General features: G+C 67.5%; 29 protein-coding genes, 1 tRNA gene and 3 pseudogenes. 16 read left to right on the top strand and 17 right to left on the bottom strand.

Translation table 11 applies throughout. The features are described 5' to 3' along the window. Positions 1–3: 3 nt before the first annotated feature. A complete protein-coding gene (locus ASE02_RS16000; protein WP_369818573.1) occupies positions 4–306 on the bottom strand; it encodes a zinc-finger domain-containing protein in 303 nt (100 codons plus the stop codon). 200 nt (positions 307–506) lie between these two features. Here ASE02_RS16000 and ASE02_RS15995 point away from each other — a divergent pair, with 200 nt between their 5' ends. Then, positions 507–1,445, top strand: a complete 939-nt coding sequence (locus tag ASE02_RS15995; protein WP_056735541.1) for an ABC transporter ATP-binding protein — start codon at positions 507–509, stop codon at positions 1,443–1,445. Positions 1,446–1,494: 49 nt separating this feature from the next. Further along, a tRNA-Arg gene (locus ASE02_RS15990) sits at positions 1,495–1,571 on the top strand. A gap of 37 nt (positions 1,572–1,608) precedes the next feature. Here the strand turns inward: ASE02_RS15990 and ASE02_RS15985 are convergent. Next, positions 1,609–2,220 carry a TetR/AcrR family transcriptional regulator gene (locus ASE02_RS15985; protein WP_082602146.1) on the bottom strand — a complete coding sequence of 204 codons (612 nt, stop codon included), beginning with the start codon at positions 2,218–2,220 and terminating at the stop codon, positions 1,609–1,611. 101 nt (positions 2,221–2,321) lie between these two features. Between ASE02_RS15985 and ASE02_RS15980 the strand changes: the two genes are divergently transcribed. Both ASE02_RS15980 and ASE02_RS15975 read left to right on the top strand, forming a co-directional pair. Beyond that, entirely contained in the window at positions 2,322–3,299 is a 978-nt protein-coding gene (locus ASE02_RS15980) for an NAD-dependent epimerase/dehydratase family protein (protein ID WP_056735539.1), read from the top strand. Beyond that, positions 3,289–3,972: a DUF2306 domain-containing protein gene (locus ASE02_RS15975; RefSeq protein ID WP_162257188.1), complete on the top strand. Its 684-nt coding sequence runs from the start codon at positions 3,289–3,291 to the stop codon at positions 3,970–3,972. Before ASE02_RS15980 ends, ASE02_RS15975 begins: the two co-directional genes overlap by 11 nt. Positions 3,973–4,054: 82 nt before the next feature. Here the strand turns inward: ASE02_RS15975 and ASE02_RS15970 are convergent, their stop codons facing one another. From ASE02_RS15970 to ASE02_RS15960, 3 genes are all read right to left on the bottom strand, one after another. Beyond that, a complete protein-coding gene (locus ASE02_RS15970) occupies positions 4,055–4,693 on the bottom strand; it encodes a glutathione S-transferase family protein (RefSeq protein WP_056735537.1) in 639 nt (212 codons plus the stop codon). Between the two features lie 193 nt (positions 4,694–4,886). Further along, the gene (locus ASE02_RS15965; RefSeq protein ID WP_082602145.1) at positions 4,887–5,555 is read right to left on the bottom strand and encodes a PEPxxWA-CTERM sorting domain-containing protein; all 669 of its coding nucleotides are present in this window, start codon (positions 5,553–5,555) and stop codon (positions 4,887–4,889) included. A gap of 485 nt (positions 5,556–6,040) precedes the next feature. Next, positions 6,041–7,114 carry a 2OG-Fe(II) oxygenase gene (locus ASE02_RS15960; protein ID WP_056735535.1) on the bottom strand — a complete coding sequence of 358 codons (1,074 nt, stop codon included), beginning with the start codon at positions 7,112–7,114 and terminating at the stop codon, positions 6,041–6,043. A gap of 216 nt (positions 7,115–7,330) precedes the next feature. Here ASE02_RS15960 and ASE02_RS15955 point away from each other — a divergent pair, with 216 nt between their 5' ends. Further along, complete coding sequence (locus ASE02_RS15955) at positions 7,331–8,830, top strand: ATP-binding protein (protein WP_056735534.1); 1,500 nt, start codon at positions 7,331–7,333, stop codon at positions 8,828–8,830. Next, positions 8,827–9,528, top strand: coding sequence for a response regulator (locus ASE02_RS15950; RefSeq protein WP_056735533.1), 702 nt, complete (start codon positions 8,827–8,829; stop codon positions 9,526–9,528). The genes ASE02_RS15955 and ASE02_RS15950 overlap by 4 nt, the downstream gene beginning before the upstream one ends. On the opposite strand, the gene ASE02_RS22705 is transcribed toward ASE02_RS15950, so the two are convergent. Genes ASE02_RS22705 through ASE02_RS15935 form a run of 3 tightly spaced genes read right to left on the bottom strand, consistent with a single transcriptional unit; the run spans position 9,525 to position 11,436 of the window. Beyond that, complete coding sequence (locus ASE02_RS22705; RefSeq protein WP_056735532.1) at positions 9,525–10,193, bottom strand: hypothetical protein; 669 nt, start codon at positions 10,191–10,193, stop codon at positions 9,525–9,527. The two genes, ASE02_RS15950 and ASE02_RS22705, sit on opposite strands and share 4 nt — an antisense overlap. A gap of 44 nt (positions 10,194–10,237) precedes the next feature. After that, positions 10,238–11,074 carry a heme-dependent oxidative N-demethylase subunit alpha family protein gene (locus ASE02_RS15940; RefSeq protein WP_056735531.1) on the bottom strand — a complete coding sequence of 279 codons (837 nt, stop codon included), beginning with the start codon at positions 11,072–11,074 and terminating at the stop codon, positions 10,238–10,240. Beyond that, entirely contained in the window at positions 11,071–11,436 is a 366-nt protein-coding gene (locus ASE02_RS15935; protein ID WP_056735530.1) for a VanZ family protein, read from the bottom strand. Before ASE02_RS15935 ends, ASE02_RS15940 begins: the two co-directional genes overlap by 4 nt. A gap of 101 nt (positions 11,437–11,537) precedes the next feature. On the opposite strand from ASE02_RS15935, the gene ASE02_RS15930 reads away from it, so the two are divergent. Genes ASE02_RS15930 through ASE02_RS15920 form a run of 3 tightly spaced genes read left to right on the top strand, consistent with a single transcriptional unit; the run spans position 11,538 to position 13,288 of the window. Further along, entirely contained in the window at positions 11,538–12,197 is a 660-nt protein-coding gene (locus ASE02_RS15930; RefSeq protein ID WP_056735529.1) for an HAD-IA family hydrolase, read from the top strand. Continuing rightward, complete coding sequence (locus ASE02_RS15925) at positions 12,194–12,502, top strand: 4a-hydroxytetrahydrobiopterin dehydratase (protein WP_056735528.1); 309 nt, start codon at positions 12,194–12,196, stop codon at positions 12,500–12,502. The genes ASE02_RS15930 and ASE02_RS15925 overlap by 4 nt, the downstream gene beginning before the upstream one ends. 9 nt (positions 12,503–12,511) lie before the next feature. Beyond that, the gene (locus ASE02_RS15920; protein WP_056735527.1) at positions 12,512–13,288 is read left to right on the top strand and encodes an SDR family oxidoreductase; all 777 of its coding nucleotides are present in this window, start codon (positions 12,512–12,514) and stop codon (positions 13,286–13,288) included. 134 nt (positions 13,289–13,422) lie between these two features. Here ASE02_RS15920 and ASE02_RS15915 read toward each other — a convergent pair whose 3' ends face one another. Then, positions 13,423–13,824, bottom strand: coding sequence for a hypothetical protein (locus ASE02_RS15915; RefSeq protein ID WP_056735526.1), 402 nt, complete (start codon positions 13,822–13,824; stop codon positions 13,423–13,425). Positions 13,825–13,931: 107 nt separating this feature from the next. On the opposite strand from ASE02_RS15915, the gene pseB reads away from it, so the two are divergent. After that, entirely contained in the window at positions 13,932–14,990 is a 1,059-nt protein-coding gene (gene pseB / locus ASE02_RS15910; RefSeq protein ID WP_056735525.1) for a UDP-N-acetylglucosamine 4,6-dehydratase (inverting), read from the top strand. Between the two features lies 1 nt (position 14,991). Continuing rightward, positions 14,992–16,152: a UDP-4-amino-4,6-dideoxy-N-acetyl-beta-L-altrosamine transaminase gene (gene pseC, locus ASE02_RS15905; protein ID WP_056735524.1), complete on the top strand. Its 1,161-nt coding sequence runs from the start codon at positions 14,992–14,994 to the stop codon at positions 16,150–16,152. On the opposite strand, the gene ASE02_RS15900 is transcribed toward pseC, so the two are convergent. Continuing rightward, positions 16,149–17,864, bottom strand: coding sequence for a hypothetical protein (locus ASE02_RS15900; protein WP_293457325.1), 1,716 nt, complete (start codon positions 17,862–17,864; stop codon positions 16,149–16,151). The genes pseC and ASE02_RS15900 overlap by 4 nt on opposite strands. A gap of 216 nt (positions 17,865–18,080) precedes the next feature. Here ASE02_RS15900 and ASE02_RS15895 point away from each other — a divergent pair, with 216 nt between their 5' ends. The 5 genes from ASE02_RS15895 to ASE02_RS15875 are packed head-to-tail and all read left to right on the top strand — an operon-like array spanning position 18,081 to position 21,551. Then, entirely contained in the window at positions 18,081–18,791 is a 711-nt protein-coding gene (locus tag ASE02_RS15895; RefSeq protein ID WP_056735522.1) for a response regulator transcription factor, read from the top strand. Then, positions 18,760–20,385 (top strand): stimulus-sensing domain-containing protein, encoded by a 1,626-nt coding sequence (locus ASE02_RS15890; protein ID WP_056735521.1) that lies wholly within the window; start codon positions 18,760–18,762, stop codon positions 20,383–20,385. The genes ASE02_RS15895 and ASE02_RS15890 overlap by 32 nt, the downstream gene beginning before the upstream one ends. Continuing rightward, positions 20,382–20,867, top strand: a complete 486-nt coding sequence (locus ASE02_RS15885) for an HPr kinase/phosphorylase (protein ID WP_082602144.1) — start codon at positions 20,382–20,384, stop codon at positions 20,865–20,867. The genes ASE02_RS15890 and ASE02_RS15885 overlap by 4 nt, the downstream gene beginning before the upstream one ends. 10 nt (positions 20,868–20,877) lie before the next feature. Continuing rightward, positions 20,878–21,282 carry a PTS sugar transporter subunit IIA gene (locus ASE02_RS15880; protein WP_056735520.1) on the top strand — a complete coding sequence of 135 codons (405 nt, stop codon included), beginning with the start codon at positions 20,878–20,880 and terminating at the stop codon, positions 21,280–21,282. Next, positions 21,279–21,551 (top strand): HPr family phosphocarrier protein, encoded by a 273-nt coding sequence (locus ASE02_RS15875; protein WP_056735519.1) that lies wholly within the window; start codon positions 21,279–21,281, stop codon positions 21,549–21,551. The genes ASE02_RS15880 and ASE02_RS15875 overlap by 4 nt, the downstream gene beginning before the upstream one ends. A gap of 67 nt (positions 21,552–21,618) precedes the next feature. Here ASE02_RS15875 and ASE02_RS15870 read toward each other — a convergent pair whose 3' ends face one another. The 7 genes and pseudogenes from ASE02_RS15870 to ASE02_RS23020 form a co-directional block, all read right to left on the bottom strand. After that, positions 21,619–22,797: an OmpA family protein gene (locus tag ASE02_RS15870; RefSeq protein WP_056735518.1), complete on the bottom strand. Its 1,179-nt coding sequence runs from the start codon at positions 22,795–22,797 to the stop codon at positions 21,619–21,621. Positions 22,798–23,049: 252 nt separating this feature from the next. Further along, complete coding sequence (locus ASE02_RS15865) at positions 23,050–23,811, bottom strand: ABC transporter permease (RefSeq protein ID WP_056735517.1); 762 nt, start codon at positions 23,809–23,811, stop codon at positions 23,050–23,052. Beyond that, positions 23,808–24,761, bottom strand: a complete 954-nt coding sequence (locus ASE02_RS15860) for an ABC transporter ATP-binding protein (RefSeq protein WP_369818578.1) — start codon at positions 24,759–24,761, stop codon at positions 23,808–23,810. Before ASE02_RS15860 ends, ASE02_RS15865 begins: the two co-directional genes overlap by 4 nt. Positions 24,762–24,834: 73 nt before the next feature. After that, positions 24,835–25,009 (bottom strand): annotated as a pseudogene (locus tag ASE02_RS22105) (biotin synthase); the annotation flags it as partial. A gap of 1 nt (position 25,010) precedes the next feature. Then, positions 25,011–25,072: biotin carboxylase N-terminal domain-containing protein (locus tag ASE02_RS23365; RefSeq protein WP_156405859.1), on the bottom strand; the 62-nt coding region annotated here is incomplete at its 3' end. 4 nt (positions 25,073–25,076) lie between these two features. Further along, positions 25,077–25,293: pseudogene (locus tag ASE02_RS23025) on the bottom strand (hypothetical protein); the annotation flags it as partial. Position 25,294: 1 nt separating this feature from the next. After that, positions 25,295–25,521 (bottom strand): annotated as a pseudogene (locus tag ASE02_RS23020) (biotin synthase); the annotation flags it as partial.

The following is a 25,521-nucleotide window of genomic DNA, read 5'->3' as shown; positions in this document are numbered from 1 at the left end:
GCCCTAGTGGCCGTGCGAGCCTTCATAGACGCCGGGCGCCAGGCGTTCGTCCTCAGGGCCTTCGGAGCCGGCGGGCAGAACAAAGCGGCGGTCGCAGTAGGGGCATTCGACGAAGGAGGCTTCGCCCATCTCCAGCCAGACGCGCGGATGGCCGAGCGCGCCGCCGACGCCGTCGCAGGCGACCCGGCCCGAACGCACCACGATCACCTCCGACGGCGGCAGGTCGGGCGTATGCGCGCCCTTGGCGGGCATGGGTTCCAGCTTGGTCGAACGACCCTGATCGGGGACGGGGGCTTTGCGGGCCATGTAAACTCTCCGGCTGCGGAAGCTTGGCGGATGCTCCGCGCGCGCCTAGGTATGCGACCACGGCTTTCGTCGTCAATGCACGCCCCTGGCGCGCTGTTCGTTTCGGTTGATCGAAACGGCGCTCCAGCCCCTTAATTTGTCGCGCAATTTCCCGCCGGCCGGTTCCCTCTGGTTGGATTGCGCTTGGTACAAAGAGACGCATGATCCTTCCCGAGTTCGCCATCGAGGCGCAAGGCGTGGTCAAGATCTATCCGGCCACCAAGACCGCGCCGGAGATGCATGCCTTGCGGGGGCTGGACCTGAAGATCCCGCGCGGCTCGATCTTCGGCCTGCTGGGACCCAACGGGGCCGGCAAGTCCACCTTCATCAACACCCTGGCCGGCCTGACCAAGAAGACCGGCGGCACGGTGAAGATCTGGGACCGCGACATCGACGTGCGGCCGCGCGACGCCCGCGCCGCCATCGGCGTGGTGCCGCAGGAGATTTCCGCCGACCCGTTCTTCACCCCGCGCGAGTCGCTCGAGGTGCAGGCCGGCATGTACGGCGTGCCGCCGAAAGAGCGCCGGACCATGGAGCTGCTCAACGCGCTCGGGCTCGGCGACAAGGCCGAGGCCTATGTGCGCCAGCTGTCAGGCGGCATGAAGCGGCGGCTGATGGTCGCCAAGGCCATGGTGCACAATCCGCCGGTGCTGATCCTCGACGAGCCGACCGCCGGCGTCGACGTCGAACTGCGCCGCCAGCTTTGGGCCTATGTGCTGGAGCTGAACCGCAAGGGCGTGACCATCGTGCTCACCACCCACTATCTGGAAGAGGCCCAGGAGCTCTGCGACCAGATCGCCATCGTCAATCGCGGCGAGGTCGTGGCCTGCGAGCCGACCTCCAGCCTGCTGAAGCGCCTGGACACCCGAAATGTGGTGGTGACCCCCGAGGAGCCGCTGGCCGACGCGCCGCTGCTGGAGGGATTTGAAACCCGGTCGCGCGCCGGCGGATCGTTCGCCGTCACCTACAAGACCGGCCAATCCAGCGTCGAACAGGTGCTGGCGGCGGTCCGCGCCACCGGCCTGCACATCAAGGATATCTCCACCGAGGATCCCGATCTGGAGGACGTTTTCGTTTCCTTGACGACAGCAGGCGCCTAAGCCTTCCGTTTCGCGTCGCTTTCAGTTAGACAGCGCAACTTCTGAAGACGCACCCGTAGCTCAGCTGGATAGAGCGTTGCCCTCCGAAGGCAAAGGTCACACGTTCGAATCGTGTCGGGTGCGCCAGAGTTTCCAATGACTTGCCGCAGCTTGAGCGGCTGTTTCAGGCGCGCGGCTCCGGCGCGAGCAGGGCGTGCATGAAGAGTCGCAACCCCTCCTGAATCTCCGACTGAGTGAGCTGGGGCGCCGGACCTGAGGCGGCGAGGGCGAGGCCCTGGCGAAAGGCCAGGAAGAGCGCCGCGGCGCGCCTAGGGTCCACGCCGCGAGCATCGGCGACCTCGCACAGGCGCTGGACGACCTCCGCAGCGCCGGCGAGATGAGCGGCGTTCAGCTCGGCCGCCTGTTCGGCGAAGGCCGGTGAGCGGCCCTCCTGCAGCGAGAACTCCACCGAGAGCATGCACCAGTCCTGGTCGTTCTGATCGGTGGCGTAGCGCTCCGCCAGCGCGTCAATGATCTGATCCAGGTCCGTGGAGGACGCCGCGATCTGTCGCCCAGCCTTGCGCTCTCCTTCCATGTGGCGCGCGAGAAGCTCCAGGAAGATCGCCTCCTTGCTCGCGAAGTTCGAATAGAACGCTCCGCGGGAATAGCCGGCGCGCTCGGCGATCACGTCGATCGAAGCGCCGCCGAAGCCGCTGCGGGCGAACACCGTGCGCGCAGCCGATAGCAGCCTTTCCCGCGTCTGCTCCCGTGTTTCCTCGCGAGTCATCCGCGCCATGTCGCACCTCGTCCGCCTGCTGCTTGCACTTTCAGATACATATATGTATGTAAGTACGATATCGTATATGAATCGCGACGACAAGGTCGCGCGGAGGGGATATGCGTCGTGCGCTTGTTACCGGTGGAACCGGGTTTCTGGGACGCAATCTGATCGAACGCCTCGTGGCGGCCGGCTGGCGCGTCTCCGTCCTCAAGCGCTCGGCGGGCGTTGAGCGCAGGGGAGAAGGCGTCAGTTTCGTGCAAGGCGATCTCGCCGACCCGTCGACCCTCGAGGCGGCGATCCCGGACGACATCGATTGCCTGTTCCACCTTGCAGGGGACACGAGTTTCTGGCGGCGGAACAACGCCCGTCAGCACGCGATCAATGTGGAAGGCTCCCGCCAGCTGATGAACGCGGCGCGGCGCAAGGGCGTGCCGCGGGTCATCCACACCTCCACGGTCGGCGTCTATGGAACCTCGTTCCGCGACATCCATGAAGATTCGCCTCGGTTGGGATCGACCTCGCCGATCGGCTACATCCGCTCCAAGTCGCTGGCTGACGACCTCGTGGTGAAGGCGATCGATCAGGGCCTGCCCGCCACTATCCTCAATCCTTGCAGCATTGTCGGCCGGTACGACACGCACAATTGGTCCCGGCTCATTCGGATGGTGCATGACGGTTCGCTGCCCGGCGCGCCTCCCGGCTCCACCGTCTTCTGTCACGCCGGCGCCGTCGCCCAGGCCCACATCGACGCGGTCGACCGCGCCGCCGTGGGCGAGCGGTACATCCTGCCCGGCCCGCACGCCAGCTACCTGGACTTCATCGCTTGCGCCGGGCGGCTGCTGGACCGGCCGACGCCGGCGCGCGCGACGCCCGCCGGGCTGCTGAAGACGATGGGCGCCCTCTCGCAGCTGGCCTCGTACGTGACGCGCCGCGAACCGGACCTGACGCCGGAAGGCGCAGAGATCGTCTGCGGCCACCAATCGGTAGCGACCCAAAAGGCGAGCCTCGAGCTCGGCTACGCCTCGCCGTCGCTCGAACAGATGATCGCCGACGCCGTCGACTGGATGCGGAAGGATGGACGCCTTGAACCTTGAATCCGAGATCATGATCGCCCCGGGATCGCGCCGCCTCGCGGCCGCTGCACGGGTCCTGGCGCTCGCGGCGGCGACGTTTGGCGTCTGTGCGCTGGCGGTCGTAGCCGTCTTCATCTTCCGACGGGACGCCCTGCCGTTCTACGTGCTGTCGGAGCAGACCTATGGCCGTTTCTGGCCGCACCTGCCGGCCATGGCCGCTCACATCCTCGGCGCGTCTGCGGCGCTGTTCCTCGGTCCGCTGCAGTTCTGGGAAGGCCTGAGGCGGGCCCGCCCGGCTCTGCATCGGGCCGTGGGATACGGCTATCTGACCGGCGTGGCGCTGGGCGCGGCCAGCGCGTTCTACATGTCCTTCCATCTTGATCTCACCCGCACCGTCGGGTTCGCGGTCGGGCTGTTCTGCCTGGCTGTCTGTTGGACAGGCACCGCGGGCCTCAGCTGGTGGGCGATCCGAGGGCGGAACGTGGCGCTGCACCGTCAGCTGATGGCTCAGAACTACGCCCTGACGCTGTCCTTCGTGGTGACGCGCTGGCTGTTCGACGCGCCCATCGCGTTCATCCAGGACATGGGGCCGATGCGCTACATCACCATGGGCTGGGTCGGCTGGGTGATGCCTTTCGCGTTGACCGGCTTCTACATGCAGCTGCGGAGCTCGAGGCGCGGCGGGCGCGTCTGAGCCGACGCCTGATCAGTTCGCGGCGGCCTCGGCCGCCGCCGCGCGCAGATGCTCGCGGCGGCCGTCCGGCGGCCGTCGAGGCTCAGGACGCGGGCTGCGCGGCGGCGGCGATGAGCGCGTTGTCGATCTCGTCGGCGCGCTGGGCGGCGGGGCGATGGACGTGGCGCTCGACATAGGCCTCGAACGCCGGGCGCTTTTCGATCGTCCCGAAGTTCATCCCCCAGGACAGGTGGGAGGCCAGATAGAGGTCGGCGGCGGTAAAGCTGTCGCCGACCAGGTATGGGCGGCTTTCGACCGCGTCCTCCACGACGGCCAGGACGTCCTCGATGCAGCCGAAGCCCAGCATGCTGCGCTGTTCGATCGTCGGTTCCAGGTTCACCATCTTGGCGCTCACGGCCTGCTCGATCGGGCCGGCCGCGAAGAACAGCCAGCGATAATAGGGGCCGCGCAGCCGGCTGTGCGCGGGCGGAGCCAGGCCCGCTTCAGGGAAGGCGTCGGCGAGGTAGGCGCAGATGGCGGCGCATTCGGTGACGATCACCCCGTCGTGCACGATGGCCGGCACCTTGCCCATGGGATTGATGGCCAGGTAGTCGGCGCCCTTCGCCTCGCCGGTCTCCCAGCGCAGGATCTTGGTCTCATAGGGCTGGCCGACTTCCTCGAGCATCCAGCGGATGATGCGGCCGCGTGACATGGGGTTGGTGTAGAAAATGAGGTCGGACATGGTCGGCTCCAGGGGTTTGCGCCAACAGAACATGAGCCTGCTGACAGCTGTCTGTCAGCAGCCGTTTCGGCCGGTGATTTGAGGCTCGGGACCTCGACCTGATCGCGCCGCCCTCCTCGGCGGCCGTCTGACGGGCAAAGAAAAACCGGCGGGGCAGGACCCCGCCGGCTCTTCCAGGGAACGTTCGTGCGTCTTAGGCGACGACGAAGGTGCTGCGGCGACGGCGGATCGCCGTGCCGGCCAGGCCGAAGCCCGCGATCATCATCGCCCAGGTCGCCGGCTCCGGAACCGCCGACGTCGCGAACGAGATGTCGTCGAGCTCGAAGGCCTTGCCGTTCGAAGTGAATTCCAGATAGCCGAGGTCCCGCGACGCGCCCGTGAGCGCGAAGTTCACCCGGATATTGGAGTTGGCGTCGACCTGGTTGCCGTTGGCCGGCGGCAGGGTGTTGCCGAAGATCGTGTCGATCAGGGTGTGCGACTTATCGTACAGCTTGAGCGTGTTGTAGGTGTCCACCGAACCCCAGTAGAAGCTGAAGGTGTTGGTGTAGAGGCCGGCCAGAACCGTGGTCAGGTCCAGCGTGGCCGTGCCGGCGCTGTTAACGACGCCCGGAACCACCAGGTACTGGCTGGCGTCGCCGGCCGGAGCCGCATAGACGCCGCTCGAGCTGCCGCTGACCAAGGCGTAGTCGCCCGAAAGCCCAGGCGTGGCGCCGTTGAAGTTGAACAGGACGCTTTCGCCGGCCTGCGGCCCCGGGTCCGGAGCGCCCGCCGTGGTGGTGACGTTGACAGCAGCGTTCGCTGAACTGGCGATCATGAAGCTGGCCACAGCAGCGACTGCGGCGCCTTTTAGTAGCATATTCATAGGGTTAGCCCCTCGGTGCGTTTGCTGACGCCCGCCGAGCGCGAACGCCTTCGATAACAGCGATACTCCAGGTGGCGCGTTAAGTAAATATCAACCCTATTTGATCCGGCCAGATTCTCGCCACATCTATGAGAATAGCGCGAGTAAGGCGCCTCCGATGATGAGCAGGCATTGAAGTCTATTGAGTTGGTAAAAATCCCCATTCAGGCGAACGCCTTGGGTCAAACCTCCATTAGACTCTGTTGATTCTGTCCTCCCATGGCCGCCTTGCTGTGATCTCGCTCAGAGATTGAACCGCCTGTAAGCGGTTAGGCGCCTGGGGTGGAAAGTCCGCGGGGTTTCGAATACGGCGAACGTCTAGCGATGAGCGCTTGATCGCGGCTTGGCGCGGCGGCTCGCCTGTATCCAGGGATGTATTCGCTCTCTATCGCCGTAGTTGTTCTGGAGGAGTTCGAACAAACCTGCCGCGTGAACTGTGCCTGCAATCAGTCCGAAGAGATGGCGGTCGCTTCCGGCGGCAGGACCAGGGTGTGCAGGTTCTTCTGGCGGATCTCTTCGCCGGCCTCGTCATAGAAGAACGGCAGGAAAGCATAGCGCCGTCCACGCGTGACCGGCGTGGCCTCATGCAGCAGCGAGCAGGAGAACACCACCGCCCCGCCGCTCGGCGGGCGATAGGTGCGCGAGCCGAACTCCGGGAACCGCAGATCGCCGCCCTCGAATTCCTCGGCGTTCAGATTGATCGAACAGGCGAACCGGCGATGGGCGGTTCCAGCGGTGGTGTTGTCGCGATGGGCGCGGAAATAGCCGCCCTCGTCGGCGTCGTAGCGGGCGACGATGTAGCGTTCGATCCGCGTCGGCTGGAACTGGAACGCCCGATTGATCTGGGAGACGAGCCGCTTTTCGATCCGGCGCAGGATTTCGGCGCGGAACGCCGGGTCCTCGATGGTCGCATCGCTGCGGCGCTTGAAATCGTCCAGCACCCCGACCGTCTTTCCGTCGATCTCGCGCATGACGCCCGAGGGCGCGCCCCCGGTCTGGTCGTAGAAATTGATCAGCCGCCGGCACATCTCCGGCTCGAACACGCGCGGCACGATCAGCACCGGGGCGTGCAGGGGAACGCCGGCGTGGTCGTCGGGGCTGGGCAGTCCGCCTAGGGCGGCGAAGATCCGGTCGCTGTCGGCCATCGTACCGGTCACCAGGACCCGAAGGGTCGGATCGAGGATGAGCCACTGTGGCTGCTCGGCCCCGGCGGCGTCCACCGCGCCATATCCGCGGGTAATCTGATCGTTCGCGTCGAGGAACCAGCGAACCCCCAAGGTTTCCCGTGCGGCCTGGAACACCGCCCGATCGCGCGTGACGCAGAAGGCGATCTGGTTGACCTGGTCGAACTGAGCCTCGACCGCGGCCAGCCGCGCCAGCGCCGTCTCGCGCTGGGCGGGATCATCCGGCGTGAAGAGCAGCAGGACGTAACGTCCGGCCAGGCTCGAGAAGGCGAAGCGCGGGTTGGCCTTCGTCGGGGCGGTGAACCAAGGTGCAGCTTGGCCAGGGATCAGGCTCATGGACCAGTCTGGTGCGGCGGCCGGCCCGATCAGACAAGTATAAGAAGTTTATAACGCCAGGCCCTGAGGGCAGGGCATAAGCTGGGCATAATTGAAACGGCCGGCGGGTCGCTCCATCGTCCATCACGTCGGCGGCCTCGCTCGTCTCCCTTTTCGAGCCTGGGGTTCCCACGGACAGGCGAAAGCTGTCGACGCCCCGGCTTTGCAAGGATCCGCATGGCGCGGGAATGGACATTTCGGCGGATCGCGCCGCCGCGCGGCGTCTGGCGATACGTCGCGGCGCTGGCGATCATCATCCTCTCGACCCTGGTCGCCGAGACGATCTATCGGACCTTCGAGACCGACCGCCTGTCGATGGTGTTCCTGGCCGGCGTGCTGGTCACCGCGGTCACGCTGGGCCAAGGCCCGGCCTATTTCGGCGCCGCGGCCGCTTTCATCATCTACGACATCTATCTGGTCGAGCCGCGGTTCGAGTTCACCATGACCTCGGCCGAGGACTTCCTGGTCCTCATCGTGTTCCTGGCGGTCGCGATGTTGACCGGGCGGCTGGCCGGCAGGGTTCGCGAGGCCCAGAGCAGCGCCGAGGCGAGGGCGCGGACCGCCGGCGCGCTGTTCCGCGCGAGCGAGGAATTCTCCGCGTCGGACAACGAAGACGCCGTGCGTCAGGCGCTGGCCGAACGGATCGCCGAGGCCGGCCGAGGTCAGGCCGTGGTGCTTTACGACGGGCGTTCCTGGAGCGCGCCGCCCGGCCTTTCGCCACCCGAGGCGTTGAGCGACCTGGCCGGCCGGCCGGTCGACGGCGGCGCCACGGTGCGGGAGGCGGGATGGCGGCTTCGCCACCTGCGCGCCGACGGGGCGGTGCTGGGCCTGGCCGTCTGGCGGCTGACGCCCACCGACGGGCGCATGGCCGACAATCCGGCGGACGATGAACGGCTGGTGGACGTGCTGGTCGATATGGCCGGGGCAGCGATCGCCCGCTCGCGGCTCGCCGAGGAACAGGCCGAGGCCGAGGCCCGCGCCCGGACCGAGCAACTGCGCAATGCGCTGCTGTCGTCGATCTCGCACGATCTGCGGACCCCGCTGGCGGCGATCCTGGCTTCGGCGACCAGCCTTCGCGAGTTCGGGGACCGCTTCGACGCCGAGGTCCGCGAAGACCTGACCCTGACGATCCAGGAGGAGGCCGAGCGGCTCAACCGCTTCGTCGGCAACCTGCTGAACATGACGAAGCTGGAGTCCGGCGCCCTGACCATCGAGGGCGTCAGTTTCGGCGTGGCCGAAGTCGTCGGCCGGGTGGTGCAGAGGGTGCGGCGCCGCGCCGGCGCGCGCGAACTGGTCAGCCATTTCACCCCCGATGACCTGGCGGCGCTGGGCGATCCGATCCTGACCGAGCAGGCCCTGGCCAACATCGTCGAGAACGCCGTCAGGTTCGCCCCGAACGGCGGGCGCATCGACATCTTGGGCCGGCGCGACGCCGGTCGCGTGGTGATCGATGTCATCGACCAGGGGCCCGGCGTTCCTGACGACGAACTGCGGATGATTTTCGAGAAGTTCTATCGCTCGCCCGCCACCTCGACCAATCAGCAAGGCACCGGCCTGGGGCTCTCGATCACGCGGGGCCTGGTCGAGGCCATGGGCGGCGAGGTGTCGGCTCGGGGGCGCGGCGACGGCCGTCCTGGCCTTGTGGTCAGCGTCACCCTGCCCGGAGCGCAGGCATGAGCACGGTTCTGGCCCACCTGCTGCTGGTCGACGACGAGCAGCAGATCCTGCGTGTCCTGAAGCCCGCCCTGGCGGCGGCGGGTTATGCGGTCGCCACCGCCGAAACCGGGCACGAGGCTATGAGCTATCTGGCGGGCGAGGCCTGCGACGTGGTGATCCTGGACCTCGGCTTGCCGGACATGGACGGCAAGGAGGTGATCTCCCGCATCCGCGAGTGGTCGGAGACCCCGATCTTGGTGCTGTCGGCGCGTGATCTGGAACACGAGAAGATCGCCGCGCTGGACCTCGGGGCCGACGACTTCATCAACAAGCCCTTCGCGGTCGGCGAGCTGCTGGCCCGCATTCGCGCCGCCCTGCGCGGCCGCGAGCGGCGGTTCTCGACCCATGCGGTGTTCAAGAGCGGCGACCTGGAGGTCAACTTCGCCACCCGGCGCGTGACTCTCCAGGGCTACGAGGTGCGGCTGACGCCGCGCGAGTACGATCTGCTGAAGGCCCTGGCGCGTTATGGCGGCCGGGTGGTGACCCACCGGCAGCTGATCGCCGCGGTCTGGGGCCCGGCCACCCAGGTCGACGCCCAGTTCGTCCGGGTGCTGGTCGCCCAGCTTCGCCAGAAGATCGAGGAGGAGCCTTCAGCCCCGCTGATCCTGCTGACCGAACCCGGCGTCGGCTACCGCCTGACGCCGGAGGACGAGGTCTAGCGCTTACCTGGCCAGGTCAGGAAGCCGTTCTGATCGCGGCCGGCGGCCGGATAGGTGCAGCAGGGGCCGGGGGGCGGCGGCGGACGCCAGGCGTAGGCCGGGGCGTAGACCGGCGGCGGCGGAGGCGGCGGAGGATAGTAGGCGCGCGGCGGCGGCGGCGGCGGCGCATAGACCCGAGGCGAGGGCGGCGGGTAGCTGCGATAGGACTCGGTGATCACCTCCTCCTCGACCCGGCCATAGGCGCGCGGCGGCGGGGGTGGCGGCGGGGCGACCTGACGCGGCGGTTCGACCCGCGCGTATTCGTGCACCTCGACCTCGCGCTCGACCTGGGCGTATTCGCGGACCGGCGCTGGGGTGTAGTGGCGAACGACCGCGCGGTGGACGACAGGTTTCTTCGGCCGCGGCGGATGGCGCACGATCTTGATTGGCTTGGTCGGCGCGCGAACCACCTTGGGCGCGGCGACCTTGGCCGGCGGGCAGGCGGCGGCGATGATCTTGGCCGGATCGGGGCAGGCGGTCGCCACGGTCGTCGCGGCGGCCGGAATCGGCACGGTCACGGCTCCGGGCGCCGGGGTCGGCGCGGAGGCGATCTTCGGCGGCCCCTTGGAGTCGCACGCCGCCAGGGCGAGCAGTGCGGCGAGGGGCAGAATGGAACGCAAGCGCATGGCGGTTTCCCAGCGTCCTGAACAATGAACCTCAAGCATGGGGATCAAGATCCGTTAACGCTGTGGCTTTCACCGTGAGCGCGAAGAAATCCCGTCACAAGCTCATCATAGAGGCCTAGCCGTTTATATTCTCGGAAGTCCGGCGTGGCCGCGCGCCAGGCTTTTGCGAACGCCGCCAGGCGCGCGGGATCGTCCCGCAGGGCGTCCAGGCTATGTAGCCAAACCCGGATCGTAAACAGCGCGCCGCCGGTTTCCGGCAGCCGTCGCAGGGTCTGGCGTTCGACCCGCACGAAGAGTTCCGCCCCCGCCTGGGCGGGATCGATCGATCCGATCCGGGCGCGGATCGGCGCCGGGTCGGGCGTGTGGAGCTCGGCCGAATTGACCAGGTTCCAGTTCCGGCGCTCCAGGATCAGGTCTGGCCGCAGGCCGTCGAAGATACGTTCCACCCGCGTCAGGAAACGTTCGCTGAAGCCGTGCACCGGGCCGTGGATCTGCGCCAGGCTGGCGCCCAGCACGTCGCGGGCGGTGAAAAAGGTCGGCGCGCAGAGCGATAGCGCCGCGACCCGCCAGGCGCCGTCCTGCTTCTCCATCAGCACCAGGTCGTCGGGCGTCCGCCGCGCGGCGGCGTAGAGCGGCGGCAGGGCGGGATCATGCGGCGCTGGTCCCAAGGCCGCCTCGATCAGCGCCAGGACTTCCTGCTGACCGCCTAGAGAGCCGGCCGTCTCGCCCCAGACGATCTCGCGGCGGGTGGCGAACAGCGGGTCCTTGCGCGCGGCGGGATCAGCCTCCCCGCCTTCCAGCCACGCCGCCTCGCCGATGGGTTTCAGGCCGATGGTGAAATCGGCGCTGTCCTCGTACGGGGCGTGGCGGATGGTGGTCATTTTGGCCTGAAGCGCCTGGCGAGCGCCCACAGGGCGAAGGCCAGGAAGATGCCGATACTGTTGGCCGCGGCGTCGTGCCAGTCGCCTTGCCGGCCCAGCGCCATGACGCTCTGGGCGATCTCGACGCCGATCCCCAGGCACCAGACCGCCAACACCACCAGCCAGCGGCGGTGGGTGGACATGAACAGGCCGATCAGGGTCAGCAGGCCGTAGGCGATGGCGTGGGCGGCCTTGTCCCAGATCATTCCCGAGCCGGGGACGTCCTCGTTGGGCGCGAGCGTGAGGTAGAGGATCACCGCCACCGCGGCGAGGAAGATCGCAAGACGCAGGCGGCGGGGGATGAACGAGAAGAGTGGGCGCATGGCGCCAACTATTAGCGAGCGCGCACGAGGACGGCGAGCCTTTCAAAGTCGGCCAATGCCCACTAGCTTCCGAGCAGAAATTCAAACGCGAGTTTAGATGCATGACGGTCGAGGCGGTGATCTGGGATTTCGGCGGGGTCTTCACCACCTCGCCCTTCGAGGCCTTCGCCCGTTATGAGGCGGAGAAGGGGTTGCCCAAGGATCTGATCCGCAAGGTGAACTCCACCAATCCCGACAGCAACGCCTGGGCCTTGTTCGAGCGCAACGAGATCGACGCCAAGGGCTTCGACGAACTGTTCCTGGCGGAATCCACCGCGCTCGGCCATCCGGTCCCCGGCCGCGAGGTCCTGCCGCTGATCTCGGGCGCGGTGCGGCCGCGGATGGTCGCGGCCCTGAAGGCCTGCAAGCAGCACTTCAAGGTCGGCTGCATCACCAACAACATGGTCAGCCACCACAGCCCCGGCGCCGACGCGCCGCAGCAGGCGGCCGGCGCCATGGGCCAGATCCTGCCGCTGTTCGACCACGTGATCGAAAGCTCCAAGGCCGGGGTCCGCAAGCCTGACCCGGCGATCTATCTGATGATGTGCGCGGCGCTGGGCGTGAAGCCGGAGGCCTGCGTCTATCTCGACGACCTCGGCATCAACTGCAAACCGGCCGCGGCCCTGGGCATGCGGGCGATCAAGGTGGTCGATGTCGATCAGACCCTGGCCGAGCTGTCGGCGGCCACCGGGCTGATCTTCGAAGACGGGGTGGCGGCGTGAGCCGTCCGCCCAGGATTGGCGCGGACGCCGCGCTCGCCCAGCTGCCGGGCTGGTCGCGCGCGGATGGCGAGCGCGAGGCCATCCACCGCACGTTCCGGTTCGCCGACTTCAACATCGCCTTCAGCTTCATGACGCGGGTGGCGATCCGGGCCGAGCAGCTGGACCACCATCCCGAATGGTTCAATGTCTACAACCGGGTCGAGGTGACGCTGACCACCCACGACGCCGACGGGGTGACGGAACTGGACGTCGCCTTGGCCAGCTTCATGAACCAGGCCGCGCAGGCGGCCGGAGCCAAGGACTAGGAGGTGGCGATGGCCGGACGGGTCGCGGGCAAGAAGGCCTTCATCACCGGCGGGGCCCAGGGCCTGGGCGCGGCGATGGCGCGCAAGCTGGCCGATGAGGGGGCCAAGGTCTCGGTCGCCGACATCAATCACGAGGGCGCGAAGGCGGTCGCCGCCGAGATCAACGCCGCCTGCGGCGAGGGCGTGGCCTTCGCCTTCCCGCTGGACGTCACCAAGGAAGACCAGTGGATCTACGCCCTGGAAGAGGCCGACGCGGCCATGGGCGGGATCTCGGTGCTGATCAACAACGCCGGCATCTCCCGCGCGGGCAATATCGAGCAGCTGTCCTACGAGGACTGGAAGCTGGTCATGAGCGTCAATGTCGACTCGGTGTTCCTGGGGACCAAGCACGCGCTGAAATATATGCGCGACCACCAGCCGGGCTCGATCATCAACATCTCCTCGATCGCCGGCCTGATCGCGGCGCATAACTCGCCGGTCTACAACGCCTCCAAGGCCGGGGTCTGGCTGCTGTCGAAGGGCATCGCTCTGCACTGCGCCAAGCAAGGTTTGGACATCCGCTCGAACTCGATCCACCCGACCTTCATCGACACCCCGATCCTCGATCCGCTGCGCCAACAGTTCGGAACCGAGGTCGCGCACGGCAAGCTGGCCCGCCAGATCCCGCTCGGCCACATCGGCGAGCCCGAAGACATCGCCAATGCGGCGCTCTACCTGGCCTCCGACGAGAGCAAGTTCATGACCGGCGCCGAGCTGAAGCTCGACGGCGGCATTTCGGCGATGTGACGTGCAGATGCTCCCCCGCTGGGGGAGCTCCCGGCCGTTCGGCCGGGTGAGCGGGACTACGACTCCTTCAGCAGGCCCCCTCCGTCGCGCTGCGCGCGCCACCTCCCCCAGCGGGGGAGGATCTTTTTGGATCGCTAGTTGATCAGCATGGTGCCCAGCAGCAGCCGGGCGCCCTTCTGGCCCAGCACCTGGTCGGCCTCGCGCTGCAACAGCAGGGTCAGGATCTCGGCGTTGGGGATGGCGCCGGGGCTCATGCCCGAGGCGTAGATCTGCAGGGCCTGGACGAAGGCGGCGCGAATACGCGGCAGCACGCTGTTGGCCTTGGCGCGCAGTTTCTCGTTCGGAATGTCCAGGCCGCTTTCCACGGTCAGGATGCCCCGACGCCCGCTGGCGCGGATGACCGTCGCGGTCAGGGTGTTGATCTGGATGAAGCTGGCGCCGCCGCCTTTCTTCTTCTCATCCTTCGCCGGCGCGGCCGCGATCAGGGCGGGCGCGACCAGCAGGGCGGCGAATGTGAGGAGGCGGCGACGTTGCATGAGCGACAGCACGCCACATCATGGTTAGCGGTCTCTTTACGTGCTGGGCCGAAGAGTGCGGCGAAGATTCGCACTCCCGCTTCGAATCCCTCTCAGGAGCTCCGCGTTTGGGCCGGTTCGCACCGAATTCTCTCGATCTGGACGGCAAGGTGATCCTAGTCACCGGAGGCACCGGCTCTTTCGGCCGGCGCTTCATCGAAACCGTGCTGACCCGCGCTAAGCCGCGCAAGCTGATCGTCTATTCGCGCGACGAGCTGAAGCAGCACGAGATGCAGATCGATCTCGCCGAGAAGTTCGATCCAGAGACCATGGCCTGCATGCGCTTCTTCCTGGGCGACGTGCGCGACCGCGAGCGGCTGCAGCTGGCGGTGCGCGGGGTCGACATCCTGATCCACGCCGCGGCGCTGAAGCAGGTCCCGGCGGCGGAGTACAATCCCTCCGAATGCATCCACACCAACATCATGGGCGCGGAGAACGTGGTGTGGGCCTGCCTGAACAATCGGGTGAAGCAGGTGATCGCCCTGTCGACCGACAAGGCCTGCAACCCGGTCAACCTCTATGGGGCGACCAAGCTCGCCTCCGACAAGACCTTCGTGGCGGCCAACAACCTGTCCGGCGACATCGGCACCCGCTTCGCGGTGGTGCGCTACGGCAATGTGGTGGGCTCGCGCGGGTCGGTGGCCCCGCTGTTCCAGCGGCTGATCGCCAAGGGCGTCACCGAACTGCCGATCACCGACGCGCGGATGACCAGGTTTTGGATCACCCTGAACCAGGGCGTGGATTTCGTGCTGTCGTCGCTCGACCAGATGCGCGGTGGCGAGATCTTCGTGCCCAAGATTCCGTCGATGAAGATGACTGAGCTGGCCGCCGCCATGGCGCCGGACCTGGCGATCAAGGTCATCGGCATCCGCCCCGGCGAGAAGCTGCACGAGATGATGATCTCGGTGGACGACGCCCGGACCACGGTCGATCTGGGCGACCGCTACGCCATCGAGCCGGCCTTCGTGGAATATTCGCGCACGCCCTACAGCCTGACCCATCCGATGGCGGACGAGGGCTTCTCCTACGCCAGCGACACCAACGACGAGTGGCTCTCGGGCGAGGGCTTGCTTGAGCTGTTGCACGACGGCGGCCCGACGCCGCTGCGTCGGCGGGCCACCGACTGACATGGCGGCCATGCTTCCCTACGGCCGCCAGTCCATCGACGAGGACGATATCGCCGCCGTCGCCGAGGCGTTGCGCAGCGACTTCCTGACGACCGGGCCACGGGTCGAGGCCTTCGAGGCCGCCTTCGCGCAGACCGTCGGCGCGCGCCATGCGGTCGCCTGCGCCAACGGCACGGCGGCCCTGCACCTGGCCATGCTGGCCCTCGACGTACAGCCGGGTGAAGTGGTGATCGCGCCGTCGATCACCTTCCTGGCCACCGCCAACTGCGCGCGGTTCGTGGGCGCCGAGGTGGTGTTCGCCGATGTCGATCCGCTCACTGGGCTGATGACGCCGGAGACGCTCTCCCAGGCGTTGAGCCGGGTCGGTGATCGCCGCCTGCGCGCGGTGCTGCCGGTGCACATGCGCGGCGACACCGCCGAGCTGCCGGCGCTGGAGGCCCTGGCGGCCTCGGCCGGCGCGGTGCTGGTGGAGGACGCCCCCCATGCGCTGGGCTCGGCGCTGAGGTTCGGCAATTCGGTCGAACGGGTCGGCGACTGCGCCCACTCGGCCATGGCCACCTTCTCGTTCCATCCGGTGAAGACCATCGCCACCGGCGAGGGTGGCATGGTCACCACCAACGACCCGGCCCTGGCCGAACGCCTGCGGCGTCTACGCAGCCACGGCATGATCCGCCCCGAGGGCGGCGATCCGTGGTGGTACGAGATGCCGGAGGTGGGCTTCAACTATCGGCTGCCCGACATCCTTTGCGCGCTTGGCCTGTCGCAGCTGGCCAAGCTGGACCGGTTCGCCGCGCGGCGCCGGGCGCTGGCGGCGCGCTATCACGAGAGGCTCGCCCCGTTGGCGCCGCTGCTGCGCCCAGCGGCTAGGCCAGATTGGAGCGATCCGGTCCTGCACCTGATGGTCGCCCTGATCGATTTTCCCGCCGCGGGCAAGACCCGCCGCGAGGTGGTCGAGGCGTTGAAGGCCAGGGGCGTCGGGACCCAGATCCACTACATCCCCGTCCACACCCAGCCCTACTACCGCGAGCGCTACGGCGCGCTGGACCTGCCGGGCGCGAACGCCTGGTACGAGCGCTGCCTGTCGCTGCCGCTCTATCCGGGCATGGCCGACGAGGACGTGAACCGCGTGGTCGAGGCGCTGATCGAGGTGTTGGGCGGCTAGGCCGCCTGGCCGAGCTGCTGGATCAGGTCGCGGACCTGGGTCATCCGCTCCGGGTTGGCGGCGAGGTCGGCGCGGGTGTCTTCCTGGCGCACCAGGCGCATGGCCTCCTGGCGGGCGCGGTCGGCGGCTGGGCCGTTCGGCGCGGTCTCGCCGATGGCGAGCTTCAGCATCAGCATCAGCTTTTGGCCGGGTGGGGCCGGCGTGCGGGCCAGGGTCGGGATCAGCCGGGCGTCGGCCTCGACCATGCCGCCGACGTCGCCGATCTTGACCTGGATGGGCTGGTAGTCCTCCGGCGCCAGGCCGCCGCGCGCCACCGCCCGTTGCAGGGCGGCCAGCTTCTGCAGCTTCACCGCCGCGGTGTCGGGGCCGTAACGGAATTCCTTCTCGAACCGCAGGGCGGCGATGCCGGCGGCCAGATAGCGCCCGGCCTGGCGCTTGTTGGCGCCGCCGATGACGTTCTCCACCAGCCACATCAGGGACTCGGCCTCGTCGCGCGCCGTCTGGTCGCCGCCGCCCAGATAGGCCTCGACGAAATCGCTGGTGACCAACATCCGCGAGCGTTGGGTGAAGGCGGCCTGGACCTCATCAGCCTGCAGCAGCGATCCGGCCGCGGCGGTGAGCGCCATGGCCAGGCCGCGCATCACCGCGATCTCCCCGGCGGCGTCGCCGGGCCGCAGGCGGCGGGGGCCGTTCAGGTCGCGGACGACACGCCGGGCGATAGCCAGGCGGACGCTCTCGAAGTCTTCGGCCGCCAACCACTTGGCGAGCCGGGTCGCGGCCTCCGACAGCGGTGGCATGATCTTGGCGACCGACGGCTCGATCCGCATCAGGGCGTCGACGGTGTCGCAGGCGGCCAGCCGGGTCATGGCGGCCATCTGGCCGCCCAGGTCGAGTTCCAGGCCGATGATGTGGTCAAGGCCGGTCTTCGATCCCAGGATCTCGGCCAGGGGTTGTTCGATGGTCTGCAGGGCCAGGCCCCGGGGCGGGCCGGTGATCGGCGCGGCGTCGGCCAGGTCCAGCAGCCGGGAGATCTTCTCCGACCAGGATCTCGCCGGCGCGATGGAGGCCGCGACCCCGGCCCCCAGCAGGTAGGCGCGCTCCGGATCGCCGCTGACCCGTTCGGCGGCGCGGGCGAAGCCTTCCTTGTCGAGGTCGGGCATGCCGCCCTTGCGGAAGTCCTTGAGCAGCCGGTCGATGGTCCGCTCGACCAGGCTGGTGAAGGTCCGGATCAGTTCGTGGACGGTCAGGCCGCGAGCCTGGGCCTCGGGGATCGCCACCTTCTGGATGGCGTGCTGCAGGTCGGTGCCCGAGGCTTCCAGCTCCTCGACTAGGTCGGGGCGGTGCAGCAGTTCGAACGCGGTCGCGCCCTTGCGCTCCAGCCAGCCCTCCAGCAGGCGGCCGATCCGTTCGCGGGCGTGGACGGTGTAGAGGTCTTGCGGCGACACGCAGAGGGGATCGAGGTTCTCGACCACCTTCTTTTTCTTCACCGGTTCAGCGGCCCCCAGATTGAGGATCGTGACCGACTGGAACTCGCGGGTTTCGGGGTCGAGGGTCTCCTTGGTGACCCGGACGGCGGCGACCTTGCCCTCGGCCATCAGGTCCTCGGCGGTGGAGATCACCGCGGCGCGATTCTCCGTGGCCATGTCCAGAGTCCAGCCGCCGCCCGGCGTGCGCCGGATGAACAGTTCATAGTGGACTTGGCGGCCAGGCACTCGGGACTCCCCCTTTGGGCTGACCATGTTCTGCGAACTAGCTTAATATCGCTTTATCGAAACGGGGCTGGCGGCGCGGTTAAAGTCGGACGCGGGGAACCGTTGTCTCGCCTACTACTTTCCTCGACGCGCCGTCCGTCGTTCAATCGCCCCATTGAGGCCATGCTGGCGGGCGATTACCTATGCAAGCTGCGCTGAAGGATGCGACACGGACATATGGCGAAAATCACCCTGGTGGATGACGACGAGAACATCGTCACCTCGGTCAGCCTCGCGTTGGAAAGCCACGGCCACGAGGTCAAGGCCTACTACGACGGCGCTGCCGGGCTGGCGGCGCTTGAGAGCGAACCGCCGGACTTGGCGATCCTCGATGTGAAGATGCCGCGCATGGATGGGATGGAGGTGCTGCGGCGTCTGCGCCGGACCTCCGACCTGCCGGTGATCATCCTGACGTCGAAGGACGAGGAGATCGACGAGATCCTCGGCTTCAACCTCGGCGCCGACGACTACATGCACAAGCCGTTCAGCCAGCGTCTGCTGATCGAACGGGTGAAGGCGGTGCTGCGCCGCGCCGGCGTCGAGGGCGAGGACCCGGCCACGGTCGCCGCCGGCGGCGAGGCCGCTCGGGCCTTGAAGCGCGGCAAGCTGACCCTGGACCCGGCTCGCCACGATTGCCTGTGGGACGGCAAGCCGGTGAAGCTGACCGTCACCGAGTTCCTGCTGCTGCAATCGTTGGCTCAGCGACCCGGCTTCGTGAAGAGCCGCGACAACCTGATGGACGCCGCCTACGACGATCAGGTCTATGTCGACGACCGCACCATCGACAGCCACATCAAGCGCATGCGGAAGAAGTTCCGCGAGGTCGACCCTGAGTTCGACGCGATCGAAACCCTTTATGGCGTCGGATACAGATACCGCGAAGCCTGACCCGAAGACCGACGCCCGCAAGCCCCGTAGGGTGAGCGGGCCGTCGCTTTTTCGTTGGCTGCCAGGCTCGCGCCTGGGGCGGCTCATCATCCTGCTCAACGTTCTGGGCCTGGCGATCATCATCGCCGGCTCGCTGCTGCTGAACGAGCTGCGGCGGGGGCTGGTGGGCGCGCGCATCGACAGCCTGACCACCCAGGGCGAGCTGATCGTCAACGTGATCAACCGCGCCGCGACGGTGGGCGAGCCGACGCCGGAGCTCGACCCCCAGGCGGCCAGCGAAATCCTGCAGATGCTCTCCAATCCGCGCTCGCAGCGCGCGCGGTTGTTCGACGCCAAGGGCAACCTGATCGCCGACAGCTACTGGGTCGCCGACCGGGTGGAGTGGAAGGTGTTGCCGCCCGCCCGTCCGCGCGACGACGGCGGGCTGTCGCTGGACCTGAAGATGGGCCGTCCGCCGCCGCCAGTGGCGCCGGCCGCCCAGCGGGCGCTGATGATGGAGGTGGGCCAGGCCCTGCGCGGCGTACACTGGGCCGGCATGCGCCGCGCCGAGGACGGCGAGCGCGTGGTCTCGGTCTCCATCCCGATCCAGCATGTCCAGGCGGTGCTGGGGGTCCTGACCCTGGAGGCCAGCGACGTCGACGAGATCATCAGCGCTGAACGCCAGGCCCTGGCCCCGTTCATCCTGATCGCGATCTTCGTGACCCTGGTGTCCTCGATCCTGCTCAACAACCTGATCGCCCAGCCGGTGCGGATGCTGGCGCGCGCCGCCGACCGCGTGCGGATGTCGCGGGCCCGGGCGATCTCGCTGCCGCAACTGGCGCACCGCGACGACGAGCTGGGCGATCTGACCCGCTCGCTGGAGGACATGACGCAGTCGCTGTCGGAGCGGATGGACGCCATCGAGCGCTTCGCCGCCGACGTGGCGCACGAAATCAAGAACCCGCTCACCTCGCTGCGTTCGGCGGTCGAGACCCTGGATCTGGTCAAGGACCCGGCGGCGCGCGAGCGGCTGCTGGCGATCCTGAAGAACGACATCCAGCGGCTGGACCGGCTGGTCACCGACATCTCGAACGCCTCGCGCCTCGACGCCGAGCTGTCGCGTGAGGATCTGCGGCCGCTGGATCTCGGGCGGCTGATCTCGGAGGTGGTCCAGCTCTACCAGGACACCGCCAGGCCGGGCGACGTCGCCGTGCGCTATATCGCGCCCGAGACTCTGGAGCCGATCATGGTCTCCGGCCGCGAAGGGCCGCTCGGCCAGCTGCTGCGCAACCTGACCGACAATGCGCGCTCGTTCAGTCCCAAGGGCGGCGAGGTCCGGGTGACGCTGGAGCGGCGGCGCGGCGAGGCGGTGGTCACTGTCGACGACGACGGGCCCGGCATCCCGCCCGACAATCTCGAGACAATCTTTGAACGGTTCTACACGTCCAGGCCCAAGGGTGCGGCGTTTGGCGGCAATTCGGGGCTGGGCCTGTCGATCGCCCGCCAGATCGTCGCCGCCCAGGGCGGGGCGATCCGAGCGGAAAACCGTAAGGACCAGGACGGCAAGATCACCGGCGCCCGGTTCGTCCTCACCCTGCCCGAGGCCCGGCGATGATCCATCACGCGGGCCTGATCGCCACCTACATCGCCGGCGCCTGGCGCGGCGTGCTGATCGAGGGGCCGTCGGGTTGCGGCAAGAGCGACCTGGCGCTTCGTATGCTGGATCACGGTTTTCGGCTGGTGGCCGACGATCGGGTGCTGGCCTGGAACTGCGACGGCGTCCTCTTTGGTCGCGCGCCCGACGCCCTGGCCAACCTGATCGAGGTGCGCGGTCTCGGGATCTGCGCCGAGCCGGCCTTGCGGTTCTGCCGCATCGCGCTGGCGGCGCGGTGCGAGCCTGTTGAGCGGCTGCCCGATCCGGCTTTCAACGAGTACGCCGGGTTGAGCATACCGCTCATTTCAATCGCGCCTTTGGAGGCTTCGGCGCCTGCGAAACTGCGTCGCGCGCTGCAACATCTTGGACGCGGCGCGGAAGGAGCGTATCTAGGCGACCTCGCGGCCGGCGTATCGCCGCGGCCGGGTGGGGATTCCCGTTGAGAGAGTTGGCATGATCGGGCTCGTGATCGTTACACACGGGCGTCTAGCCGAAGAGTTCGTCTTCGCCATGGAGCACGTGGTGGGTCCGCAAACTGCGGTCGCCGCCATCTGCATCGGGCCGGAAGACGACATGGAACGGCGTCGCAAGGACATCCTGGCGGCGTGCGAAGCCGTGGATAACGGGGCGGGCGTCATCCTGCTGACCGACATGTTCGGCGGCACGCCGTCGAACCTGGCCATCTCGGTGATGGAGCAGACCCGGGCCGAGGTGATCGCCGGGCTGAACCTGCCGATGCTGATCAAGCTGGCCTCGGTGCGCACGCGTCAGAACCTCGAGGATTGCGTCGCCTGCGCCCAGGAAGCTGGCCGCAAATATATCTCCGTCGCCTCCTACGTGCTGGCCGGCGAAAAGTGAGCGCGACACGCACGGTCGAAATCATCAACAAGCGGGGTCTGCACGCGCGGGCCTCGGCGAAGTTCGTCAAGCTGGCCGCCACCTTCGAAGCCGAGGTCAAGGTCTCCAAGGACGGGCAGAGCGTCGACGCCCGCTCGATCATGGGGCTGATGATGTTGGCCGCGGGGCCGGGCAGCGCCATTGATATCGAGGCCGAGGGCAAGGAAGCCGCCCCGGCGGTCGAGGCCCTGGCCGCTCTGGTCGCGGCCAGGTTCGACGAGGACGAATAGGGCTTTGGGCCCTTCGCCTCCGTTCGTCACGACCGGCCTGCACCGGCCATGACGAACCAGAGTTCTCCTACTTCCTGATGATCACCAGTTCGGTCCGCCGGTTCTTGGCGCGGCCTTCCTCGCTGGCGTTGTCGGCGACCGGGTCGGCGTCGCCCAGGCCCGCGGTTTCCAGTCGATCGGCCGCGACGCCCGCGGCGACGATCTTCTTGGAGACCGTGATGGCGCGGTTTTCCGACAGGGTCTTGTTGGCCCCTGGGTCGCCCTGGTTGTCGGTGTAGCCGACGACGCGGGCGCGGACGTTGGGATAGGCCTTGAGGATCACCACCAGGGTGTCGACGGTGACGCCGCTCTCCGGGGTCAGGGCGTTGGAGCCGGTGGCGAAGTTCAGGTTGTCGAAGACGAAGGTCTTCGGCGCGGCCTCGCGGGAATCCAGGAACTTGGCGACGCTATAGCCGATCGAGCCCGGCGCCACGGAGATGGTCGCGCCGCCTGGCAGGGTCAGGGTTTCGGCGGCGGGCGTAGCCGGCGCCATGGCTGGCGGCGGGGTGACGACGGGAGCCGGCGCCTCCACCTTCTTGGCCCCGCAACTGCGCAGGCCGAAGATCAGGGCCAGGACGACCGCCGCGGCGATCAGCCAGGGCAAGATCTTCATCAAGCCGCCTCCGCCGGCGGCGGCCGCCGCGGTCGCCGCGCCCTTCGCCGCCTGGGCCGCGCCGCCAAGTCCGAATAGCGCGCCGAGGCCGGGCGGCAGGGCGCCCAGGATGCTGGAGCGTTGGTCGGACAGCAGCGATTGCAGCCCCGACGCCGTCGGCGACGGGCCAAGCGCCTTGCCGATGGCGCCCATGACCAGGGGAGCGGCCAGGGCCAGCAGGTTCGAGGCCGAGCCGCCCTTCAGTCCGGCGAAGCTGGCCAGGGTGTTGGCGATGCTGCTGCTGTTGGATCCAAGCAACCCGTCGGCCAGGCCGCGGCCTTGGTTGAGCAGGGTGGCGCGGGCGGTGTCGTCGGCGAGCAGGGCGGGCAGCTGGTCGAGCAGGTTGCCGCCGCTGGTCACCTGGCTCAGCAGGCCCAGCAGTCCATTGGCGCCGCTGGTCGTCGAGCTTTGCTGAAGCGCCGCGGCGAGCAGGGCCGGCGCGGCGGCGGCGAGGCCCTTGCCGACGCCGCCTGAGGACTCTCCAAGCAGGCCGGAGAGCTTGGTGATCATATCCGGCGTTACGGCGTTGATCACGGTCTGGACAAGATTACTCACAACAGATCTCCCAGGGGGTTGGGTCGTATCCAGTCAGCGCGAAATCAGGTCGTGAGCTTGGCCTTGTCGATCGATGCAAGGGTGGTCGCGCTGTACGGACACAGTCCGACAGTTGGTGAAGTTCTTAAGTCACGTTCACACCTTTAGACTTGCGCGGGATAGTTGCAAGTCTGGCGGGTAGAAGCTCTCAAGCTTCACCATGGCGAGAGTTCGGTTGGGGCGGGGCCTGCGAATACTGGCCTGTAGCCCCGGTCAGGTCTTCAGCTTGTAGCCGGTCCGGAAGATCGCCCAGACGCCGATCAGGCACAGCAGCATGAACCCGAAGGTCGCCGCCAGGCTGATCCGCACGTCGACGTCGGAGATGCCGTAGAAGGCCCAGCGGAAGCCGGAGATCAGGTAGACTACGGGGTTGAACAGGGCGATCTTCTGCCAGACCTCCGGCAACATGCTGATCGAATAGAAGCTGCCGCCTAAGAAGGTCAGCGGCGTCACGATCATCATCGGGACGATCTGCAGCTTCTCCCAGCCGTCGGCCCAGACGCCGATCATGAAGCCGAATAGGCTGAAGGTGATCGCGGTCAGCACCAGGAACGACAGCATCCAGAACGGGTGCAGGATGCTGAAATCGACGAACAGGCGCGCCGTCGCCAGGATGATGAGGCCCAGGATCACCGACTTGGTCGCCGCCGCCCCGACATAGCCGACGACGATCTCGACCGGCGAGACCGGGGCCGACAGCACCTCGTAGATCGTGCCTGAGAACTTGGGCATGTAGATGCCGAACGAGGCGTTCATGATGCTCTCGGTCAGGATCGACAGCATGATCAGGCCGGGCACGATGAAGGCGCCGTAGCTGATCCCGTCGATCTCGACCATGCGCGAGCCGATCGCCGATCCGAAGACGATGAAATAGAGCGAGGTCGAGATCACCGGCGAGGCGATCGACTGCATCAGGGTGCGCCAGGTGCGCGCCAGTTCGAAGATGTAGATCGACTTGATGGCGTAGAGGTTCATGGCCGCGCGCTCACCAGGCTGACGAAAATTTCCTCCAGCGAGCTTTCCTTGGTCTGGAGGTCCTTGAAGTCGACGCCCTGGGCGCCGAGCTGGCGCAGCAGGGCGGCGATGCCGGTGTCCTGGGCCTGGGCGTCGAAGGTGTAGGTCAGCTCATGGCCGTCGGCGGCGAGTTCGAGCTGGTAGTCCGACAGGCCGGTCGGCAGGTCCTTCAACGGCTCCTGCAAATGCAGGGTGAGCTGCTTCTTGCCCAGCTTGCGCATCAGGACGTCCTTGTCCTCGACCAGGATGATCTCGCCCTTGCTGATCACCCCGATCCGGTCGGCCATCTCCTCGGCCTCCTCGATGTAGTGGGTGGTCAGGATGATGGTGACGCCGCTGGCGCGCAGGCCCCGGACCATCTCCCACATGTCGCGGCGCAGCTCGACATCGACGCCGGCGGTGGGCTCGTCGAGGAACAGGATGCGCGGCTCGTGGCTCAGGGCCTTGGCGATCATCACCCGGCGCTTCATGCCGCCCGAGAGCGCCATGATCTTGGAGTCTTTTTTGTCCCAGAGGCTGAGGTCGCGCAGCACCTTTTCCAGATAGGCCGGGTTCGGCGGCTTGCCGAACAGGCCGCGGCTGAACTTCACCGTATCCCAGACGCTCTCGAAGGCGTCGGTGGACAGCTCCTGCGGAACCAGGCCGATCTTGGAGCGCGCGGCGCGATAGTCGGAAATGATGTCGTGGCCGTCGGCCAGCACCTTGCCGGAGGTCGGATTGACGATCCCGCAGACGATGCTGATCAGGGTGGTCTTGCCCGCCCCGTTCGGGCCGAGCAGGGCGAAGATCTCACCCGGGCGGATCTCAAGATCGACGCTCTTGAGGGCCTGGAAGCCCCCCGCATAGCTCTTGGATAGACCAGATACGGAAATGATGGGCTGCACGCGGGCTCCTTCGGGCGTCCCCGCCAGATAGGGGCGGGGGACGGCTCAAACTAGACCACAGGACGAATAGCGCGGCGTGCAGCCGACATCGTTCGGAAATTTAGGCGACGGCCTCAGCCGAGGCGGTCTTCATGGTCATGGGCTTCATGCCGAGGTCGGCCATGAGGGCGGCGTCGGTGTCCTTGTCGGGGTTGGAGGTGGTGAGCAGCTTGCCGCCGATGAACATCGAGTTGGCGCCGGCCATGAAGCAGAGGGCCTGAAGCTCGCGGCTCATANCAGGTCTTGATGATCCGAACGGCGATCTCGCCTCGGTTCGCTATCAGAATTTTCGAAAACATCGGCTTATCCGGAGACGCCCGTCACGGCGTGCGCGTGACGGCGATGGTGGTTTGAAATGGAGGGAGCGGCCACGCCCATGGTCATGGGCTTCATGCCGAGGTCGGCCATGAGGGCGGCGTCGGTGTCTTTGTCGGGGTTGGAGGTGGTGAGCAGCTTGCCGCCGATGAACATCGAGTTGGCGCCGGCCATGAAGCAGAGGGCCTGCAGCTCGCGGCTCATGNTGCTCGCGGCCGGCCGAGAGGCGGACCACGGTCTTGGGGCAGACGATGCGGGCGACGGCGATCATGCGCACGAACTCAAAGCCGTCGACGGCTTGCGAGCCGCCCAGCGGGGTGCCGGGGATCGGCATCAGGTCGTTGATCGGCAGGCTGTCGGGATGGGCCGGCAGGGTGGCCAGGGCGTGCAGCAGGCCGGCGCGGTCGGTGCGGGTCTCGCCCATGCCGACGAT

The sequence above is a fragment of the Phenylobacterium sp. Root700 genome, from assembly GCF_001429025.1.
Taxonomy (GTDB): Bacteria; Pseudomonadota; Alphaproteobacteria; order Caulobacterales; family Caulobacteraceae; genus Phenylobacterium.
This window is presented reverse-complemented; position numbering and strand designations above follow the sequence as displayed.

Coding starts and splice junctions, on each gene's coding strand:
- ASE02_RS15920 (WP_056735527.1), top strand. CDS start 12,512: ATGGCCGGACGGGTCGCGGGCAAGAAGGCCTTCATCACCGGCGGGGCC.
- ASE02_RS15960 (WP_056735535.1), bottom strand. CDS start 7,114: ATGAGCCTGATCCCTGGCCAAGCTGCACCTTGGTTCACCGCCCCGACG.
- ASE02_RS22705 (WP_056735532.1), bottom strand. CDS start 10,193: ATGCGCTTGCGTTCCATTCTGCCCCTCGCCGCACTGCTCGCCCTGGCG.
- ASE02_RS15955 (WP_056735534.1), top strand. CDS start 7,331: ATGGCGCGGGAATGGACATTTCGGCGGATCGCGCCGCCGCGCGGCGTC.
- ASE02_RS15890 (WP_056735521.1), top strand. CDS start 18,760: ATGGCGTCGGATACAGATACCGCGAAGCCTGACCCGAAGACCGACGCC.
- ASE02_RS15885 (WP_082602144.1), top strand. CDS start 20,382: ATGATCCATCACGCGGGCCTGATCGCCACCTACATCGCCGGCGCCTGG.
- ASE02_RS15865 (WP_056735517.1), bottom strand. CDS start 23,811: ATGAACCTCTACGCCATCAAGTCGATCTACATCTTCGAACTGGCGCGC.
- ASE02_RS15935 (WP_056735530.1), bottom strand. CDS start 11,436: ATGCGCCCACTCTTCTCGTTCATCCCCCGCCGCCTGCGTCTTGCGATC.
- ASE02_RS16000 (WP_369818573.1), bottom strand. CDS start 306: ATGGCCCGCAAAGCCCCCGTCCCCGATCAGGGTCGTTCGACCAAGCTG.
- ASE02_RS15995 (WP_056735541.1), top strand. CDS start 507: ATGATCCTTCCCGAGTTCGCCATCGAGGCGCAAGGCGTGGTCAAGATC.
- ASE02_RS15970 (WP_056735537.1), bottom strand. CDS start 4,693: ATGTCCGACCTCATTTTCTACACCAACCCCATGTCACGCGGCCGCATC.
- ASE02_RS15985 (WP_082602146.1), bottom strand. CDS start 2,220: ATGGCGCGGATGACTCGCGAGGAAACACGGGAGCAGACGCGGGAAAGG.
- ASE02_RS15895 (WP_056735522.1), top strand. CDS start 18,081: ATGGCGAAAATCACCCTGGTGGATGACGACGAGAACATCGTCACCTCG.
- ASE02_RS15965 (WP_082602145.1), bottom strand. CDS start 5,555: ATGAATATGCTACTAAAAGGCGCCGCAGTCGCTGCTGTGGCCAGCTTC.
- pseC (WP_056735524.1), top strand. CDS start 14,992: ATGGCGGCCATGCTTCCCTACGGCCGCCAGTCCATCGACGAGGACGAT.
- ASE02_RS15930 (WP_056735529.1), top strand. CDS start 11,538: ATGACGGTCGAGGCGGTGATCTGGGATTTCGGCGGGGTCTTCACCACC.
- ASE02_RS15980 (WP_056735539.1), top strand. CDS start 2,322: ATGCGTCGTGCGCTTGTTACCGGTGGAACCGGGTTTCTGGGACGCAAT.
- ASE02_RS15915 (WP_056735526.1), bottom strand. CDS start 13,824: ATGCAACGTCGCCGCCTCCTCACATTCGCCGCCCTGCTGGTCGCGCCC.
- ASE02_RS15880 (WP_056735520.1), top strand. CDS start 20,878: ATGATCGGGCTCGTGATCGTTACACACGGGCGTCTAGCCGAAGAGTTC.
- ASE02_RS15940 (WP_056735531.1), bottom strand. CDS start 11,074: ATGACCACCATCCGCCACGCCCCGTACGAGGACAGCGCCGATTTCACC.
- ASE02_RS15950 (WP_056735533.1), top strand. CDS start 8,827: ATGAGCACGGTTCTGGCCCACCTGCTGCTGGTCGACGACGAGCAGCAG.